This window comes from Atlanticothrix silvestris CENA357 (assembly GCF_016056295.1).
GTDB classification, from domain to species: Bacteria; Cyanobacteriota; Cyanobacteriia; order Cyanobacteriales; family Nostocaceae; genus Atlanticothrix; species Atlanticothrix silvestris.
The window spans coordinates 1-16248 of the sequence record NZ_JAECZB010000071.1; the positions used below are offsets into that span (position 1 = coordinate 1).

Sequence of the window (16248 nt, forward strand, 5' to 3'; positions counted from 1 at the left end):
CCGTTCCCCCTGCCCCCTGCCTCTTATCAACTACCCCTTATCTTTATAGCGATCGTTAAAAACAAGAGTGCAAAATATCACTAAAGTTTAATTTGGCTGTTACTAAGATCGTAGTCAGCCAAAACTAAACGGCATGAACAACAATATAATATCTGCCCCTAGAAGCGGGATGGCTGCCAATAAAACCTTTGTAAGCACCTTCTACCGAAGTTACTTCACATTATGTTTCTACAGAAGGCAGGGTGATTGAAGTTAGAGACCCTTGCTGTAATAAGAAGCGTTTAGGGGTAATTACTTTACACTACCTCGTTAGGCTGAGGGATTGTATGAATAAATTTATTAACTATTGTTAGTAAATCTCCATATAACTGGATTTCACGCAAAGCTATGAACACGAGTAAAAGTAAACAAAAAGCATTGTGCAATCTTATTACTGTGGGTAGTCTAGTTGCCCTATCCGCCTGTGCCCAACCTGTCACGCAAACTCCCACAGCAACGATTTCTCCTGTTGCGCCAACTCCTGTAACCACCACTTCTCCGGTCACGGAAACTCCCAATGGTACAACTGCCAACCGCAATTTTGCAGAACTCGCACAGTCAGCAGCTAGCCAAGGACAGTTTAAAACTTTAACACAGGCAGTGCAAGCCGCAGGGTTAAATGAACAGTTGACTACATCAGGCCCTTACACAGTCTTTGCACCCACTGATGCCGCTTTCGCTGCTCTACCAGCAGGTACTTTAGATAATCTTTTAAAATCAGAAAACAAACAACAATTAGTGAGGCTGCTTGCTTACCACGTTGTACCTGGGCAAGTTACCTCCAGCCAAATAACATCTGGACAAGTCAAAACAGTTGAAGGGACTCCCGTTACAATCAAGGTTGAGGATACGGGGAAGACAATCACTGTCAACGGTGCTAGAGTGACTCAAGCAGATATCCCAGCCAGCAATGGTATTGTTCATATAGTTGACAAGGTAATTCTGCCGCCTAATTTTCCAGCCAGTTTTAATACAACACCAACGCCAGCAACAACACCACCAACAACGCCAACGCCAACACTAACGCCACGTTAAGATTGGTAACGGGCATGAGGTATTAGTTATTTTCTGCTAATCTTCCTCTACTCTTCATCCCACTCAATACGGTTCGCTTAACCTGCACAATCTTCAAGATCCCCCTTGGCCACATTAAAAACGTGGCTAAGGGGGATCAAGTTTTATTGAACCGTATGCCCTACATTCCGCCCTTGGAACTGGCACATAGGATATTTTTGACGCAGTAATTAAATGGTACGTTTATCGTGGCTTAAATTCAGAGTCAATAATTGCCTTAAAAATTAAGGCTTTGAAAGTCTCAACTCAAGTCTTTTAAATTCAGCGTTTATTGTAAAAATGCTCGAACACTCTGAAATTAATCTTTGGTTGATAGCGAAAATCTGTTAAAAATAGCTCAAAATTCAGCTTTTTAGTTATTTTTGATCAACTATAGTTATTAGTAATAATTGGTGAAAAAAAACATCGAAACTAATTCGGAATCAAGATGTTCACTGTTGTAGCTCTATATATTCTTAGTAACGTGAATTTTAAATCTGAGAAAATGCCAATACAGTACATCCAAAATTCATGAAATTAGATTTTAATTTACATCACCCAATAGGGTGAATCTATGGGACGAAGAAAGAATGCATCAATTAATGGTAGGGTATGCTTATAGTCCAAAATTGAACAAAAACTTCATTTTTCGCTAGTTTTTTATTCTAGAAAATATATATCAAACCTTTGACGGAGCCTTGATCATAGATAGTCGGTTATGGTTTAAGTAAGTCGCAGAGGAAAATAGTTAGTTTTTTAACAGGAGAAATCGGGTGCTTAACAACATTTCTAAATTCTTTCCCCCGCGTCGGTTGCAAATTCCCTTCCTTAGCTTAAGCTTACTTCTCGCCGTTGGTGTTGTAGGTGAGCAGACAAAACCGGTTCTGAGTAATCAAGTAGACCCAGAAACAGAACCTACATCAATAGCATTATCTGAAGATTTTTCAATATCGACTGATGCGAGTCGTCAGAGTATTTCTAGTCCTTCTCTTTTGTCACGCCTGAGAGAAGTTCGAGAGCAAAGAAGTCAACTTGTCTATTCTCAACAACTTTCTGAGCTAGCCTCCTCTGCCACTTTGCCAAAGAAGAACAACAAAACAGCACCTACAACAACAGTGGAGAGTATCGAGACTCAAAAAGCTGCAAAAGATGCAAGAGTGATGCCAAGAGCGAATTTTCCCACAAAAGATGGAATTTATCTCTATGGCCAATCACCGGAACCAAACCAGCTTGGTCAAGGGTATGTTCTATTTCAGAAGCAGCAAAACAAAGTAATAGGTGCTTTATATATGCCTAACTCCGAGTTTAGTTGCTTTCAGGGCACACTTGAACGCTCAGGAGAGTTGGCAATGACAGTTAATAGCTTTCCAGACGAGGGTGGTTTGACTCAGGTAGCTACATCCAATGGTATACCTAGGATTAATGAAGATGAGCCAATTACTTATGCTTACTCGGTAGCACTACAAGACTATCACCCATTAAAGTCGATTAGTGTTAATGATCGACGCATGTTAAAGATGTGTAATCAATCTTCCACAGGTATCTACACAAAACTAGTTAAATAATGACAAATTCAAAGTCTTGATGAACAATGAATTTTGAGTGTTTTTAAAATTCATTGTTCATCAATATTTAGTTTTCAGTAGCAACTAATAACTCAAATCAATACTCAATTCCTGGTTGCGCCTTAACGCCCTGATCGCGGAAGGGATGCTTGATAAGAGTCATTTCGGTTACTAAGTCAGCTCGCTCGATTAAAGCGGCTGGTGCGCCCCTACCTGTAAGAATAACGTGTTTATGAGGGGGCTTTTGCGCTAGTCCCGCTAAAACTTCATCTATTTGTAAATAACCCATTTTGAAAGCAATATTGATTTCATCTAGTAGCACTACATGAAAGTCGGGGTTGAGGATGTATTCTAAAGATTTTTCCCAAGCGGCGCTAGCTTTATCGAGATCGCGATCGCGGTCTTGAGTTTCCCAGGTAAAGCCTTCGCCCATTGCGTGAAACTCTAACTGGTCTTCCCAATGACTGAAAATCTCTTTCTCCGCAGGTTCCCAGCCTCCTTTAATGAATTGGACGATCGCCACTCTATAGCCATGACCTAGCGATCGCAACACCATACCCAAGGCCGCAGTAGTTTTACCTTTACCGTTGCCAGTATTTACAATAATTAATCCTTTCTCTGGGACAGCTTGTGCTATGCGCCGATCTTGCACCTCTTTACGACGCTGCATTTTCTGGCGGTACTGCTCATGAGTTAACTCAGGTAGATTTGAGGACATTACTTCGTCAATCAAGCGCTCAATTTCTCTATCTGAGTTTAACTCTTCTGGTGTATCGCTTTTCATCAACCTTGCCTGAAAATAACTGCTGCAATTAATAAAATTCCCTGATTTTACGTAAATGAGGTGATCTAAAAGTTTGGTTCAAGTTACACTGCACAGTAATTGATATCAGAAATATGCAAAAATATCAGACACAAAAACTCAACTGCAAGTCATAAGATAATAGCTTTATTAAAGCATCTGCCCATAAAAATTTTGTCGTTGAATTTACTGCTTAAATGAAAAATATCAATCTGAAGATTTTATATATTGCTTAAAATTATTAAAGTTAATTGACATAATTTTAAAATTGCCAAACATTATTGGAACAAGTGATTTTTGTTTGTTTTGGACAAAGTACTTACGACTCTGACTGACAATTAATGCAAGAATTTGCTAAAAGCTAGTTAACATTGACCAAGTAAATTAGGATATAAATTAACCATAAAAACCTGATAACAAGAGACTTTCAAGCCTGTTCCCTATTCCCCTTCGGATTCGCCAGTCACCTGCGGAGGGAAACCCTCCCGCAGTGCTGGACTCACCTGTTCCCTGTTCCCTGCTATAACATTAGATTCGGCGTGTTTACTGTTCGGGAGTCTAAAAATGTCAAAACAGCTGGGTCAAAAAATCGCACCTATACCCATGTCAACTGATATCGGGGTGGTGGATTTGATTGATAATTACTTTACTGCTTACAATTCGGCACGGTTACGAGAAATATGCCAATTACTGAGTCGTGATGTGCTAACAGAAGGCGTTACCGTGGGAGTTAGTCTTTCCGGTGCGATGACACCAGCCGGATTTGGGGTTTCTGCACTTGCACCCTTAATTCGCAATGGTTTTATTGACTGGATGATTAGCACTGGCGCTAATCTTTACCACGATATGCATTATGGCTTGGGTTTTGAATTGTTTGCTGGTAATCCGTTTTTGGATGATGTGAAACTGCGTCAACAAGGCACTATCCGGATTTATGACATTATCTTTGGGTACGATGTACTGCTAGAAACTGATGCTTTCATCCGTAAAATTCTGCAAGCAGAACCGTTTCAAAAGCGTATGGGAACCGCTGAATTTCATTATTTACTCGGTAAGTATGTCCGGCAAGTAGAAAAGCAATTAGGAGTACAGAATTCTTGTTTGCTAGCTACAGCTTATGAATGTGGCGTACCTATTTATACTTCTTCTCCCGGAGATAGTTCCATTGGGATGAATGTGGCGGCTTTGGCCTTGGAAGGTTCACAGTTAATTTTAGATCCTTCAATTGATGTAAATGAGACAGCAGCGATCGCCTATTCGGCGCGAGAATCAGCAGGTAAAAGCGCTGCGGTAATTCTGGGTGGTGGTAGCCCAAAAAACTTTTTATTACAAACCCAACCGCAAATTCACGAAGTTTTAGGACTAGAAGAACGGGGACACGATTACTTTGTCCAGTTTACCGATGCTCGTCCAGATACAGGCGGTTTGTCCGGAGCGACCCCCTCGGAAGCCGTTAGCTGGGGTAAAATTGACCCAGAAGAGTTACCCAGCACAATTGTTTGTTATACCGATAGCACGATCGCTCTACCCTTGGTGACAGCATACGTTATGAACCAGTGCCAGCCTCGGACTTTGAAGCGATTGTATGATCGACGAGAAGCAATGTTCGACAAACTACAAAAAGACTATCTGGCGGCCAAAACCCAACCATCAGATCAAGTTCCTGCGACTGTAGCTGATACTGCATCACAACAAACGGCTACTTACCCTTGCGGTAGGCTGATTCCTAACACTCTTTAAAAACAGTAGGGAGTTGGGATTTTATTTTTTCCTGCTCCCTGCTCCCACAACGATAAGGTATTTTTTTATTTGGTAATCTTTCACGGAGTGATGTTACGAAAAATGCCGCAAGTAGAAACTGGCTTGCCATCAACGAATTTACAGTTTATATTTCCTTCTAGAAATATTGTTTGACCATTTTTAGCAATAAATGCAGTTAGAACTTGTTTGAGTTGCTCTCCTGACATCAAGCGATAAAACATTTGCCGACAGTGTTCTTGAAAATCAGGATGTATGATGTCAAAGACATTCATATTAGCAGCTTCAGCTTCACTATATCCTAGGGTCGTTTGCCATGTATGATTAACATATAAAAACTGCCCATAAACATTAACTGATTGAATCAAATCGTTAGTATTTTCAAATAAATCTCGATATCGTTGTTCGCTTTCTCTAAGAGCTTCTTCTGCTTGTTTTCGCTTGAGAAAGTGAGCAATTTGACTGCCGATAGAAACCATCATTTGTAGCAAGTCTACATCTTTTGGCTGCACATCTCGATTCAAAAAAGTCATTACTCCTAATATCTCATCATTATCTAAAACAGGAAAACCAAAGGCTGCGTGTAATCCTGCATCAGCACCAGATTGCGATCGCCTAATATCGTCGTCATCTAAGATATCTCTCATCCATACAGGAGAACGTTTTGACCAAATTTGACCAGGTAAACCAACACCAGGTGTATATGTAGTTTGCCAAGTAATTGCCTTAAATTTTCGCACAGAAACAACTCGACTCGACCAAATTTCTACGCATCTTAAAACTGTATTGACACTATTTTTATGTACATTTGTACTTAAATATTGATTTGGAGTCCAAAGTTCACCTACATCCCATTCTAGGCTTTGACAAATTGACTCTAAAATCTGCGGAATTGCCTGCTTGGCATTTTGGGATTCTGATAAAATTTGAGTGATAGCAGACTGGGCAATGTGACGCTGTTCGCGGCGCTGTCGAGCAGTAATATCCCGACCGATATAAATAATATCTTCTAACTCTCCGATTTGGTTGTGAATAAATGAACAAGAAAAAGCAACTAATATTTTTTCTTCAGTCTTTTTTCTACAAACTACTTCTATATACTGAGACTGCTGCGATAATTGAGTATCTTGATAAATTATTTGTGAACTTAAATTATGATCATTAAATATTAAAGAAATAGGTTGATTAATTAATTCTTTTTCAGTAAATTGAAATAATTCTTGAGCAGCAAGATTAACTTTTTTAATTTTTCCAGAATTACTTGTTATCAATAAGGCATCTGCCATTGAAGTGATAACTTTATTCATATAATTCTTGTGCGCCATTAAGGCACTTGATAGCAAATTAGCTTCGTTAAAGCTTTGTACTAACTTCTGCTTTAACTGCATTCTGTTGCTAACATCCTCAATTAAAAGAATTAATCTGCTTTGAGATTGCTGTTCCTGTTGTTCAGCAGTAATATATATATCTATATATATATTTAATTTATTTTCCCGATACCTTGCAACATTTTCTAATACAAATACTTCTTGATTCCTTTGAAGAAGATAGATTAGGGTATTTTCTAAATCTATGAATTCAGGAAAACTTAACCGTATATCTTTTCCTAGCATCACCTCCTCTGGACGTTCAGCAAACCGTTGTACTTGCTCAGATTTATCTTGAATGCAAAAATTACGATCTAGCTCCAATCGTTCAAATTTGCATGGAAACGAAGATTTGCTAAAAATCCGCTTTAATAACTGGTACTTCATTGTGAGGTAAGAATAAGCATTGAAGTTATCTGAGAAGGACAATCAGAGAAAAATAAGACTTCTAGTTTATAGCCATCAGACTTCATCGTTCTACTGAAAAATCATAATTCAGTCGTCACAACTTACAGATCAGCATCATTAATAATTATGTAAGATATTTTTTCAAAATTTTGTTCAAAATACAACCGCACCAAAGCATATATTTATATTATTATATTTATATTATTACTAATATTTAATTTTATTTCTAAAGCTCATCTTCATTCAGGATTGTACTATTTATTTTAATTAGCTCTGGTACTCCTTAATTAGAGAGTAATAACTAAATATTCCCATATATTGGGATTGCTGCTCCACGCGTATCGTTAGCGGCAAAAATGCTAAAAAGCAAACTAATTGTGACAGCGATTGAAGTTTTACCTTCACTTTGTATCAAATATTTTTCATTAATTGATGCATCTGTAGGAACATTTTCCACGATTCCTGTCAGTGATAGTAGCCTCGAACCATTTTTTGGGGCGTAACTTTTGTGCCAGTGCTGTCTGTACAACACTTGATGGGTTTTGCTCTGGGTGGTCTTTTAAGTATTCGTTAAGTTGCGTCCACAACTTATCAGAAATATAAAGTGTCCATTTCATGTTTTCAGTTTCTGAAGTACAACCCTAGTTGTACCTCAATTGTGCTTGCTGGAGCGCGATCGCTAATCTCGTGCCGCTTTCTCAACAACATAAAATGTCGCTTAACTAGATAAATTATGGTTGAGAACAGTACTTATTTAGTTCATCAACTAATGCATCCGACTCTTTACCAGCAGTTTGAGCTGCTGCTGTTAGCGCCGTATCAATTTCTGTTCTAGCCTTTTGTAATTTTTCTCTACCAGATGACGAAGCTTCGGCTGTTTTAGCTGTACCAAGAGCTTTAGAAGCCTTAGCGATCGCTTGACTGAGGTTATCGAAGACCTTTGACAATTGACTTTGTAATTCTTTCAGCTTGGGATCTGTCAAATTCAGTTCTTCTAAAGATTTGGTGATAGCTTCCAAATCTTTAGACAGTTGAAAACTTGTGATTACCTGCTGTCCTTTTTTTTGCTCAATCAGAGAATCTCCTGCATCCACCACCTGAATCAGCCGCTGACACTGGGAAGTTTTATTTTCAATACAGCCAGTCATCAATAAAGCCATACTGAGACTGACAGAACCAATAACAATATATTTACACCACACAGACATTAAGACCCCACCAGTAATAAAACCCAAACAATAGTAGCTAATAATTCCGTTATTTGGTTGTAGAGAAAAGCTTTGAGTGTGGTAAAAATTTAGCCTCTTGGTAGCCATAATGTATAACAGTTGCCACTTCGCTTAGGACATAAATAATCTTGGAAAAAAGTTAAAAGGTAAAGGATGAAAAAACAAACCCTTTAACCCTTTCCCTGTCCCCTGCTATAACTTGGATACTCACCTTGGTGAATGTGTCCACGTTGGAACTAATCTTGGTATGCTAAAACGGCTTCATCCTGGCAAAACCAAGCCGAAAAAGCATTTTAAACATTAGTCCTGTGACGAAAGCTTCTGGCTACAATATGGCTATGTCTCAAACTTCTGCTATAACCCCAACCCGGCCCACATTCATCTTAGTCGATGGACACTCCCTGGCTTTTCGTTCGTATTTCGCTTTTGCCAAAGGGCGAGATGGCGGACTACGCACCAAGGCTGGGATTCCTACCAGTGTCTGTTTTGGCTTTCTCAAATGTCTCTTGGAGGTCATGGCGACACAACAGCCACAAGCAATGGCTGTAGCTTTTGATTTGGGCTTGCCAACTTTTCGCCACGAAGCCGACGATACCTATAAAGCCGATCGCCCAGGAACACCAGAAGATTTTGTTCCTGACTTAAAAAATCTGCAAGAATTGCTAACTGGCTTTAATCTACCAGTCCTCACTGCTCCTGGTTACGAAGCAGATGACGTTTTAGGAACCTTATCCCAAAGAGCAACTGCGGCTGGATATAAAGTGAAAATTCTCACAGGCGATCGCGATTTATTTCAACTCATTGACCCAGAGAAAGAAATCACTGTTTTAAATTTCAGTCCCGATGCTCTAAAGCGCTCTACAAATAGCATCACTGAATTTAGCACAGAACAAGTTAAAGAAAAATTGGGCGTACTACCAACGCAAATTGTTGATTTTAAAGCTCTGTGTGGCGACAAGTCAGATAATATTCCTGGGGTCAAAGGCATTGGTGAAAAGACAGCAGTGCAGCTACTGAGTACCTACAATTCTCTTGAGCAGATTTATGCGGCGCTAGATGAAATTAAAGGAGCAACTCATAAAAAACTAGTTGAAGGTAAAGAAGATGCCGATAGATCTCAATATTTAGCCAGAATAGTTTTAGATGTTCCTTTAGAAATTGATTTAGAAGATTGCAAACTTACAGGATTTGATAAAGATGTTCTTACACCAATTTTAGAAAAGTTAGAATTTAATCGTTTTTTAAGCCAAATTAACGAACTCCAGCAACGTTTTGGCGGCAAAGTTGAAGAAGCACCAAAACTAGAATCAACTGATATAGATCCTGAATTTGAAGATGCAGATCTTTCATTTTTTAGTTTTGCTGAGACACAAGCAGCAGCGCAACAGCAACCCGCATCGCCAATTCAACCACGTATCATCAACACTGAAGCTAAACTCACCGAATTGGTGAATTTGTTGCAAACATTCACTAATCCCGAAATACCCGTTGCTTGGGACACTGAAACTAGTGATTTAGAACCACGAGATGCTGAATTAGTAGGAATAGGTTGCTGCTGGGGAACCGAACCCGATGAAGTTGCATATATTCCCGTTGGTCACAAAACTGGGGAAAATTTAAATAAAGATCTAGTATTAGAAACACTACGTCCGATTCTGGAAAGTGCTGATTATCCCAAAGCATTCCAAAATGGCAAATTTGACCGTTTAGTTTTCCGCTGTCAAGGCATTAAATTAGCGGGAGTAGTGTTTGATTCTATGCTAGCTAGCTACCTGCTAAATCCAGATACTAGCCATAACTTAACTGATTTGGCATTGCGATATTTGGGTTTGTCAACAAAAAGTTATTTAGATTTAGTTCCCAAAGGAAAAACCATTGCGGATATAGACATTACATCTGTAGCAGATTACTGCGGTATGGATGCCTATTCTACATTTGGATTAATACCTAAATTGCGTGAAGAACTAAAGGAGATTCCCGCTTTAAATAAGCTTTTAGTGGAAGTAGAACAGCCATTAGAAGCAGTTTTAGCAGAAATGGAATATACAGGTGTTCGCATTAATTCCGCTTATCTGCAAGAACTATCGCAACAGTTAGAAACAGATTTAGCACGCTTAGAAGAACAAGCTACTAAAATAGCTGGAGAAAAATTTAACTTGGGTTCTCCTAAGCAATTAAGCCAGATTTTATTTGAAAAATTGGGATTAAGTACCAAATATTCTCGTAAAATCCAGACAGGTTATTCTACAGATGCAGCAACATTAGAAAAGCTCCAAGAAGTCGATACAACTGGCTTTGTCGATGCTATTATTGAAAACCGCACTTTATCTAAATTAAAGTCTACTTATGTGGATGCTCTACCAGCATTAGTGCATCAAGATACACAGCGTATACATACTGACTTTAATCAAGCTGCAACATCAACAGGTAGGTTATCTTCTTCTAATCCAAATTTACAAAATATCCCCATTCGTACAGCTTTTAGTCGTCAAATTCGCAAGGCATTTTTGCCGGAACCAGGCTGGTTAATGGTGGCTGCTGATTACTCACAAATTGAGTTAAGAATTTTGGCTCATTTAAGTCAAGAACCAATATTGGTGCAAGCATATCAGCAAAATGAAGATATTCATACAGTAACAGCAAGATTAGTCTTTGAAAAATCAGATATTACATCAGATGAACGCAGGTTAGCAAAGACCATCAATTTTGGTGTGATTTATGGCATGGGTTCTCTAAGATTTTCACGCTCAACTGGTATAGATAAAGGCATTGCTAACGAATTTATCAAGCGATTTAATGAACGCTACCCCCAAATATTTACATATTTAGAGCGAATGAAAAAAGAAGCGATCGCTCAAGGTTATGTAGAAACTATTCTCGGTCGTCGTCGTTATTTTGAATTTACTACTAATAGTTTACGCAAACTAAAAGGTAGTAATCCCGAAGAAATTGACTTGAGTAAATTGAAAAATTTAGGTGTTTACGATGCTGGGTTACTACGCTCTGCTGCTAATGCACCCATTCAAGGTTCAAGCGCTGATATTATCAAAATTGCAATGGTGAAATTGCATGAAATTTTACAAAAATATCAGGCGCGTTTGTTATTACAAGTTCACGACGAATTGGTGTTTGAAGTTCCTCCCCAAGAGTGGGAAGAATTACAACCCCAAATTAAATCAGTAATGGAAGATGCGGTGCAATTGAGTGTGCCTTTGTTGGTAGATATACGTGCAGGTGAGAATTGGATGGAGATGAAGTAAGTTGAATTTGGCTATTGCATGATTGACCACGATCGCTTGTTTAAAGAACTCTTCACTACCTTTTTTGTGGAGTTTCTAGAGTTATTTTTACCAGAGGTACTAGCATATCTGGAAAATGATTCCATAGAGTTTATAGACAAAGAAGTTTTTACCGATATTACCGCTGGGGAACGTTACGAAGCTGATTTAATTGTTAAAGTCAAATTTCGCGCTCAAGAGTCTTATTTTTTAATTCACGTCGAAAATCAGTCTTATAAGCAACCAAGTTTTGACAAGCGGATGTTTCGTTATTTTGCCCGTTTGTATGAAAAATTCGACTTACCTGTATATCCAGTGGTCATATTTTCTTATGACTCTCCCAAAATGCTAGAACCAAATGTACATCAAATAGCATTTCCCAACAAAGTTATTTTACAGTTTAACTATGAAGTCATTCAGTTAAATCGTCTGAATTGGCGAGATTTTTTGCGTCAACAAAATCCGGTAGCGACTGCATTGATGGCCAAAATGAACATTGCATCAACAGAACGCCGCCAAGTAAAGTTTGAATGTTTGCGTCTATTAGCAACATCACAATTAGATCCAGCGCGAATGCGGTTGATTTCTGGTTTTATTGATACCTATTTACGCCTGAATGCGGAAGAACAAAAGCTGTTGCAAGCTGATATTGCTAGCATGGAATCAAGAGAACAAGAGGTGGTTATGCAAATAGTTACAAGTTGGATGGAAGAAGGAATTGAGAAAGGTATTGAGCAGGGTATTGAGCAAGGAAAACAGCAAGCAACAAAATCATTAGTAATGCGCCTACTTCCTCGAAGAGTCGATACAATTACCCCTGAGTTAGAAGAACGTGTTCAGCAGTTGTCGCTAATTCAGTTAGAAGATTTGGCTGTGGCGCTGCTAGATTTCTCCTCGGTGGCTGATTTAGAAGTTTGGTTACAGCAGGTTACAGAAACCTCCAATTAACGATCGCAAAAGCAACTACAAAAGTACGTTTCTTTGCTCTGAAATTTACCCTTGCTTACTTAAATCGGCAGAATTTGCGATCGCTATCATTCTGTGGATATTGCCAAGAATAAGCAAAATGGCTCACTCCCTTCAGTTGGGGAGCAAATTTACGTAGTGCCTGCATTTGTGCTTCCAAGGATGGACGATTACTAACAGAACCACCCCATTTACCAGCCAAAGCAGGAATTACCTGGGTATTTGATGGTGCTATGCTTAAAACCCTTTGCACTTGTTCTGCAATACAACTCGCCTTACTGCAAGTTGCATAAGCCATAGGATGCCACTCCAAAGAAGTAGGGAACCTATCCCAAGGTTGCAAGCGCGAATCATAGCCCTGTCCTACTGTTTGATTGCCATCAGGAAAAAACACTACTCCAGATGGAATACCTACCTGTTTAGCTGGGTAACTTGCTAAAGCTACAAAATCTACAATACCTTGCATGGCGTGGGCAACTGCCAGTAACCACAACTCCGATTGCAGAAGTGGTTGTCTGGCGGTAGGAGAAAGAATTGATTTTTGCTGCGGTGGTGGAATACGACCTTGCCACATTGGTTCACCTTCTTGGGGATAAAGTCTATCAACTTCACCAATATCCCCTGCGGTTACATATCCCTTACTTAAAAAACGCCGAATTAACTCCAATCCTTTGTAATTTTGGGCTCGGTTAAATAAAGCTTCTTGGGTAGCCTGACTAAAAAGCCATAAATCTGAAACTTTGGTGGCTATAGAATTACTTCCTGCTTGCCTGGGATAACGCACATAGTCAAATAGCAAACCATCCGGGCGACGGCGTAGTACTTCTTGTACCATCTGGAAGTAGTCGCGTTTTGCTTGGGGGTTATAAGGGTCAACAAAAACTTGAGAGCCATTATCTACTACATATAAGCTTGTTTGACCTTTACCGTTACGAGCGATCGCTCCTTCTCTATCTTTGCGCTGAGCGTAGGTATAGCCAAAATTTGTGGTAAACATCCAGGAGTAAACTTTTAAACCACGTTGCCGTCCTTTTTGAATCGCTGTGGCAAGTAAATCAACATTTTCTGAGCCTGGAGTGCGAATTACCGAAGGCCAAACCGTAGGATTAGCTGCTGCGGGTAATAGTACCTGCCCATCATAAAATACTTCTAAATAAACTTGGTTATAGCCACGGTTAACAATCCGATCCATAATGTAATCGAGTGTCCCCGGACGGATATCACAGGGATACAAGCGTAACCAAACGGCTTGAGTTTGGGGCCAAGTACGACTACGGCAAGTCTGTAATTGTTGGGCGTGTTGTTGCAACAACTGCTGGTAGCGGCTTTGAGCATCTTGATTGCCTTTAAAAGCTGACAAACGTAAGTTTTCTTTAGCTTTTACTGCCGCTGTTGATAATTGGCAATACTCTGTTACTTGCGCCTGTGCTGGCTGATTTCCAAAATTAGGAATCAAGAAACTACTACTGAAAATGGCAGCGAACAGGCGTAGCCAAAATAATCTTGATTTTACAAGGTTTAAACGACGGTTAGACATACCCTATAAATAAAAGGACAAATCATCAACCCCAATCCTGAGACTGAGAATGACATGTATCAAAAGCTGTATTTCAGAAATAAGGGTTTGAAGCTTACTTTTTTGAGACTCCCAAATACCTATTTCTGTTGCGTGAATTGTGATGCAATTAAGTTAAGTTTCGAGAAATACTCACAATAAGGAGTATTGTTGACTTTTTGCCAATTACAATAACAAAAAATTTATATAGTGATTTTACTAGCCCTAGCCCCTAGCCCATTTTTTCCAACAGAGTAGTCAAGAGCCTAAAATTATAACTCTTGACTGATAACTCTGAAATATCAAGTATTGGGTGGTTAAGCACCACGCTTGAGTGCCGCTTCTACCTGTTGTAATTCCTGCTCTAGACGATTCTTGAGTTTTTGTGGGATGGGTCGATTTGGGTAAGAGCTGTAATGTCCGGCTAGGGAATTGAGGGCTGTTCGCATGGTTGTAAAGGAACTAAGACCGGAGACAGAGTTAGTCCGTTGGTAGCGAGCTGAGAAGTCATTAATTTTTTGACGTACTTCTGTTTGAACTTCTGCTTTGTTTGGTGAATCTTCTGATATATCTAGGGCTTGTTTCATGATGTTAACTACAGCCAAAGTGTCCTGGCGATAATCTCCAGTCAAACTATCTGGACTGCCATTACAACCCATTAAGCCGATGGTTAGAACCAAAACCAGGGCAAGCAGACGCGACCAATAGCTTTTCATATTCATTATTTGAAGCAATACGTAAATCAACGTCCATCCTATCCTGGAATGGTATCTTGGGGATCAATAGGAAGGATGAAGTATTAAGTATGAAGTCAACAGAAAAATTTTCATACTTCAGATTTTTTGATAAAGCGTATCTCTTTGTTGGTAAGGTCGTTCTAAAGAAGCGATCGCTGTTTGCAGGGTTTCTACTTCCATACAAGTACCACCAACAGCACCTGCCATTTTGGTGATGTGTTCTTCCATCAATGTGCCACCGAGATCGTTACAACCCCAAGTTAAAGCTTCCGTCGCTCCAGCTAGCCCCAACTTTACCCAACTCGGCTGATGGTTGGGAATCAAATTTCCTAAAAAAATTCGGGCTACAGCCCCTAATAACAGCGCGTCGGACAAAACTGGTTGATCGCGTCCGACTTTACGGCGTAAAGATTTAGGCGCTTCTTGCCCCACAAATGGTAATAAAATAAACTCAGTAATATGAGCCGGATATTTCTGATTGATAGCAATTTGTTGGAGCGATCGCAATTTTTCTAAATGCCCAATTTGTTGTTCTGGGGTTTCAATATGCCCTGAAAGCATTGTACTAGTGGTATGTAAACCTAATTTGTGAGCTGTACTGACAATCTCTAGCCAAGTAGCTGTGTCAATCTTCTCTGGACAGAGTACTTGTCGTACTTGATCATCCAATACCTCAGCCGCTGTTCCTGGCATTGAATTAACACCAGCATCTCGTAAAGCAGTGATCACATCTGCATACTCAAGCCCGTCAATTCTGGCGATAAATTGAACTTCTTGGGGAGAGAAAGCGTGCAAATGTATCTGGGGAAATTCCTGCTTAATGGTTTCTACCAATTTCAGGTAATAAAGCAAAGATTTACCATTAATCTGCGCCTGTGGATTTAATCCTCCTTGCATACAGATCTCAGTTGCACCACGCTGCACCGCATCTTGGGATTTTTCTAAAATTTGTGTCCAATCTAACCAGTAAGCGCCAGCGTCACCATCATCCCGACGAAATGCACAAAAACTACAATGTTGCTCACAAATATTAGTAAAGTTAATATTACGGTTAATAATATAAGTGACAGTATCACCTGCTTGAGCTTTGCGGAGTTTGTCAGCTGTCACACGAATCGCAGCGATCGCCTCTGGCTCAGTTTGTTTTAACAATACCACTCCCTCAGCGGCAGATAAGTCATACCCCATAAGGGCACGGTCAAGAATATGATTAACAGTTATGGTAGGCACAGTTTCTCAGATGCGAAAGATATATCTCAATTTTTGCATTGAATTAAGGCAGTAGGCAGGAGCCATGAGTAGCCCTTTTAAGGTGAGTAAAAATGTTAATTAATAAATAGCTCTTTACTCTTTGCCACGGACACTTTGCTCAAGTCGAGAGACCCGCCCACGCAAGTGTCCTCCTTTGCGTCTCTGTGGTTAAATAAATTACTTTTAAACCGCAGAGCCGCAGAGATATCAGAGAGAAAAGAACAGCTTTTTATAGTCACC

12 protein-coding genes are annotated in these 16248 nt (G+C 39.6%); 5 read left to right on the forward strand and 7 right to left on the reverse strand.

The features are described from left to right. Nucleotides 1-387 precede the first annotated feature (387 nt). Both I8751_RS18420 and I8751_RS18425 read left to right on the forward strand, forming a co-directional pair. Nucleotides 388-1074 (forward strand): fasciclin domain-containing protein, encoded by a 687-nt coding sequence (locus I8751_RS18420; RefSeq protein WP_214440573.1) that lies wholly within the window; start codon nucleotides 388-390, stop codon nucleotides 1072-1074. Nucleotides 1075-1865: 791 nt separating this feature from the next. Then, nucleotides 1866-2657 (forward strand): hypothetical protein, encoded by a 792-nt coding sequence (locus I8751_RS18425; protein WP_214440574.1) that lies wholly within the window; start codon nucleotides 1866-1868, stop codon nucleotides 2655-2657. 97 nt (nucleotides 2658-2754) lie between these two features. Here I8751_RS18425 and cobO read toward each other — a convergent pair whose 3' ends face one another. Further along, complete coding sequence (gene cobO / locus I8751_RS18430; protein WP_214440575.1) at nucleotides 2755-3441, reverse strand: cob(I)yrinic acid a,c-diamide adenosyltransferase; 687 nt, start codon at nucleotides 3439-3441, stop codon at nucleotides 2755-2757. 582 nt (nucleotides 3442-4023) lie between these two features. On the opposite strand from cobO, the gene I8751_RS18435 reads away from it, so the two are divergent. Then, on the forward strand, nucleotides 4024-5199 hold the full coding sequence (locus tag I8751_RS18435) for a homospermidine biosynthesis protein (protein WP_214440576.1): 1176 nt from the start codon (nucleotides 4024-4026) through the stop codon (nucleotides 5197-5199). Between the two features lie 80 nt (nucleotides 5200-5279). Here I8751_RS18435 and I8751_RS18440 read toward each other — a convergent pair whose 3' ends face one another. The 3 genes from I8751_RS18440 to I8751_RS18450 all read right to left on the reverse strand — a co-directional run bounded on the left by I8751_RS18440 (nucleotide 5280) and on the right by I8751_RS18450 (nucleotide 8200). Beyond that, nucleotides 5280-6908 (reverse strand): PAS domain S-box protein, encoded by a 1629-nt coding sequence (locus tag I8751_RS18440; protein ID WP_225894237.1) that lies wholly within the window; start codon nucleotides 6906-6908, stop codon nucleotides 5280-5282. Nucleotides 6909-7293: 385 nt separating this feature from the next. After that, nucleotides 7294-7449 carry a hypothetical protein gene (locus I8751_RS18445; protein ID WP_214440578.1) on the reverse strand — a complete coding sequence of 52 codons (156 nt, stop codon included), beginning with the start codon at nucleotides 7447-7449 and terminating at the stop codon, nucleotides 7294-7296. Between the two features lie 274 nt (nucleotides 7450-7723). Continuing rightward, a complete protein-coding gene (locus I8751_RS18450) occupies nucleotides 7724-8200 on the reverse strand; it encodes a hypothetical protein (protein WP_214440641.1) in 477 nt (158 codons plus the stop codon). Between the two features lie 359 nt (nucleotides 8201-8559). Here I8751_RS18450 and polA point away from each other — a divergent pair, with 359 nt between their 5' ends. Together polA and I8751_RS18460 are read left to right on the forward strand one after the other, a co-directional pair. Then, nucleotides 8560-11481: a DNA polymerase I gene (polA, locus tag I8751_RS18455; RefSeq protein WP_214440642.1), complete on the forward strand. Its 2922-nt coding sequence runs from the start codon at nucleotides 8560-8562 to the stop codon at nucleotides 11479-11481. Between the two features lie 18 nt (nucleotides 11482-11499). Next, the gene (locus I8751_RS18460; RefSeq protein WP_214440579.1) at nucleotides 11500-12447 is read left to right on the forward strand and encodes a DUF4351 domain-containing protein; all 948 of its coding nucleotides are present in this window, start codon (nucleotides 11500-11502) and stop codon (nucleotides 12445-12447) included. 55 nt (nucleotides 12448-12502) lie between these two features. On the opposite strand, the gene I8751_RS18465 is transcribed toward I8751_RS18460, so the two are convergent. The 3 genes from I8751_RS18465 to cofH all read right to left on the reverse strand — a co-directional run bounded on the left by I8751_RS18465 (nucleotide 12503) and on the right by cofH (nucleotide 15987). Next, complete coding sequence (locus I8751_RS18465) at nucleotides 12503-14002, reverse strand: family 10 glycosylhydrolase (RefSeq protein ID WP_214440580.1); 1500 nt, start codon at nucleotides 14000-14002, stop codon at nucleotides 12503-12505. A gap of 335 nt (nucleotides 14003-14337) precedes the next feature. After that, on the reverse strand, nucleotides 14338-14736 hold the full coding sequence (gene psb27, locus I8751_RS18470) for a photosystem II protein Psb27 (protein WP_214440581.1): 399 nt from the start codon (nucleotides 14734-14736) through the stop codon (nucleotides 14338-14340). A gap of 117 nt (nucleotides 14737-14853) precedes the next feature. Continuing rightward, nucleotides 14854-15987 carry a 7,8-didemethyl-8-hydroxy-5-deazariboflavin synthase subunit CofH gene (gene cofH, locus I8751_RS18475; protein ID WP_214440582.1) on the reverse strand — a complete coding sequence of 378 codons (1134 nt, stop codon included), beginning with the start codon at nucleotides 15985-15987 and terminating at the stop codon, nucleotides 14854-14856. Nucleotides 15988-16248: the final 261 nt, after the last annotated feature.

Bases quoted from the DNA above. Each gene is read 5' to 3' on its own strand.
- I8751_RS18420 (WP_214440573.1), top strand. From the start codon at position 388: ATGAACACGAGTAAAAGTAAACAAAAAGCATTGTGCAATCTTATTACT.
- cobO (WP_214440575.1), bottom strand. From the start codon at position 3,441: ATGAAAAGCGATACACCAGAAGAGTTAAACTCAGATAGAGAAATTGAG.
- I8751_RS18435 (WP_214440576.1), top strand. From the start codon at position 4,024: ATGTCAAAACAGCTGGGTCAAAAAATCGCACCTATACCCATGTCAACT.
- I8751_RS18450 (WP_214440641.1), bottom strand. From the start codon at position 8,200: ATGTCTGTGTGGTGTAAATATATTGTTATTGGTTCTGTCAGTCTCAGT.
- polA (WP_214440642.1), top strand. From the start codon at position 8,560: ATGTCTCAAACTTCTGCTATAACCCCAACCCGGCCCACATTCATCTTA.
- I8751_RS18460 (WP_214440579.1), top strand. From the start codon at position 11,500: ATGATTGACCACGATCGCTTGTTTAAAGAACTCTTCACTACCTTTTTT.
- I8751_RS18465 (WP_214440580.1), bottom strand. From the start codon at position 14,002: ATGTCTAACCGTCGTTTAAACCTTGTAAAATCAAGATTATTTTGGCTA.
- psb27 (WP_214440581.1), bottom strand. From the start codon at position 14,736: ATGAAAAGCTATTGGTCGCGTCTGCTTGCCCTGGTTTTGGTTCTAACC.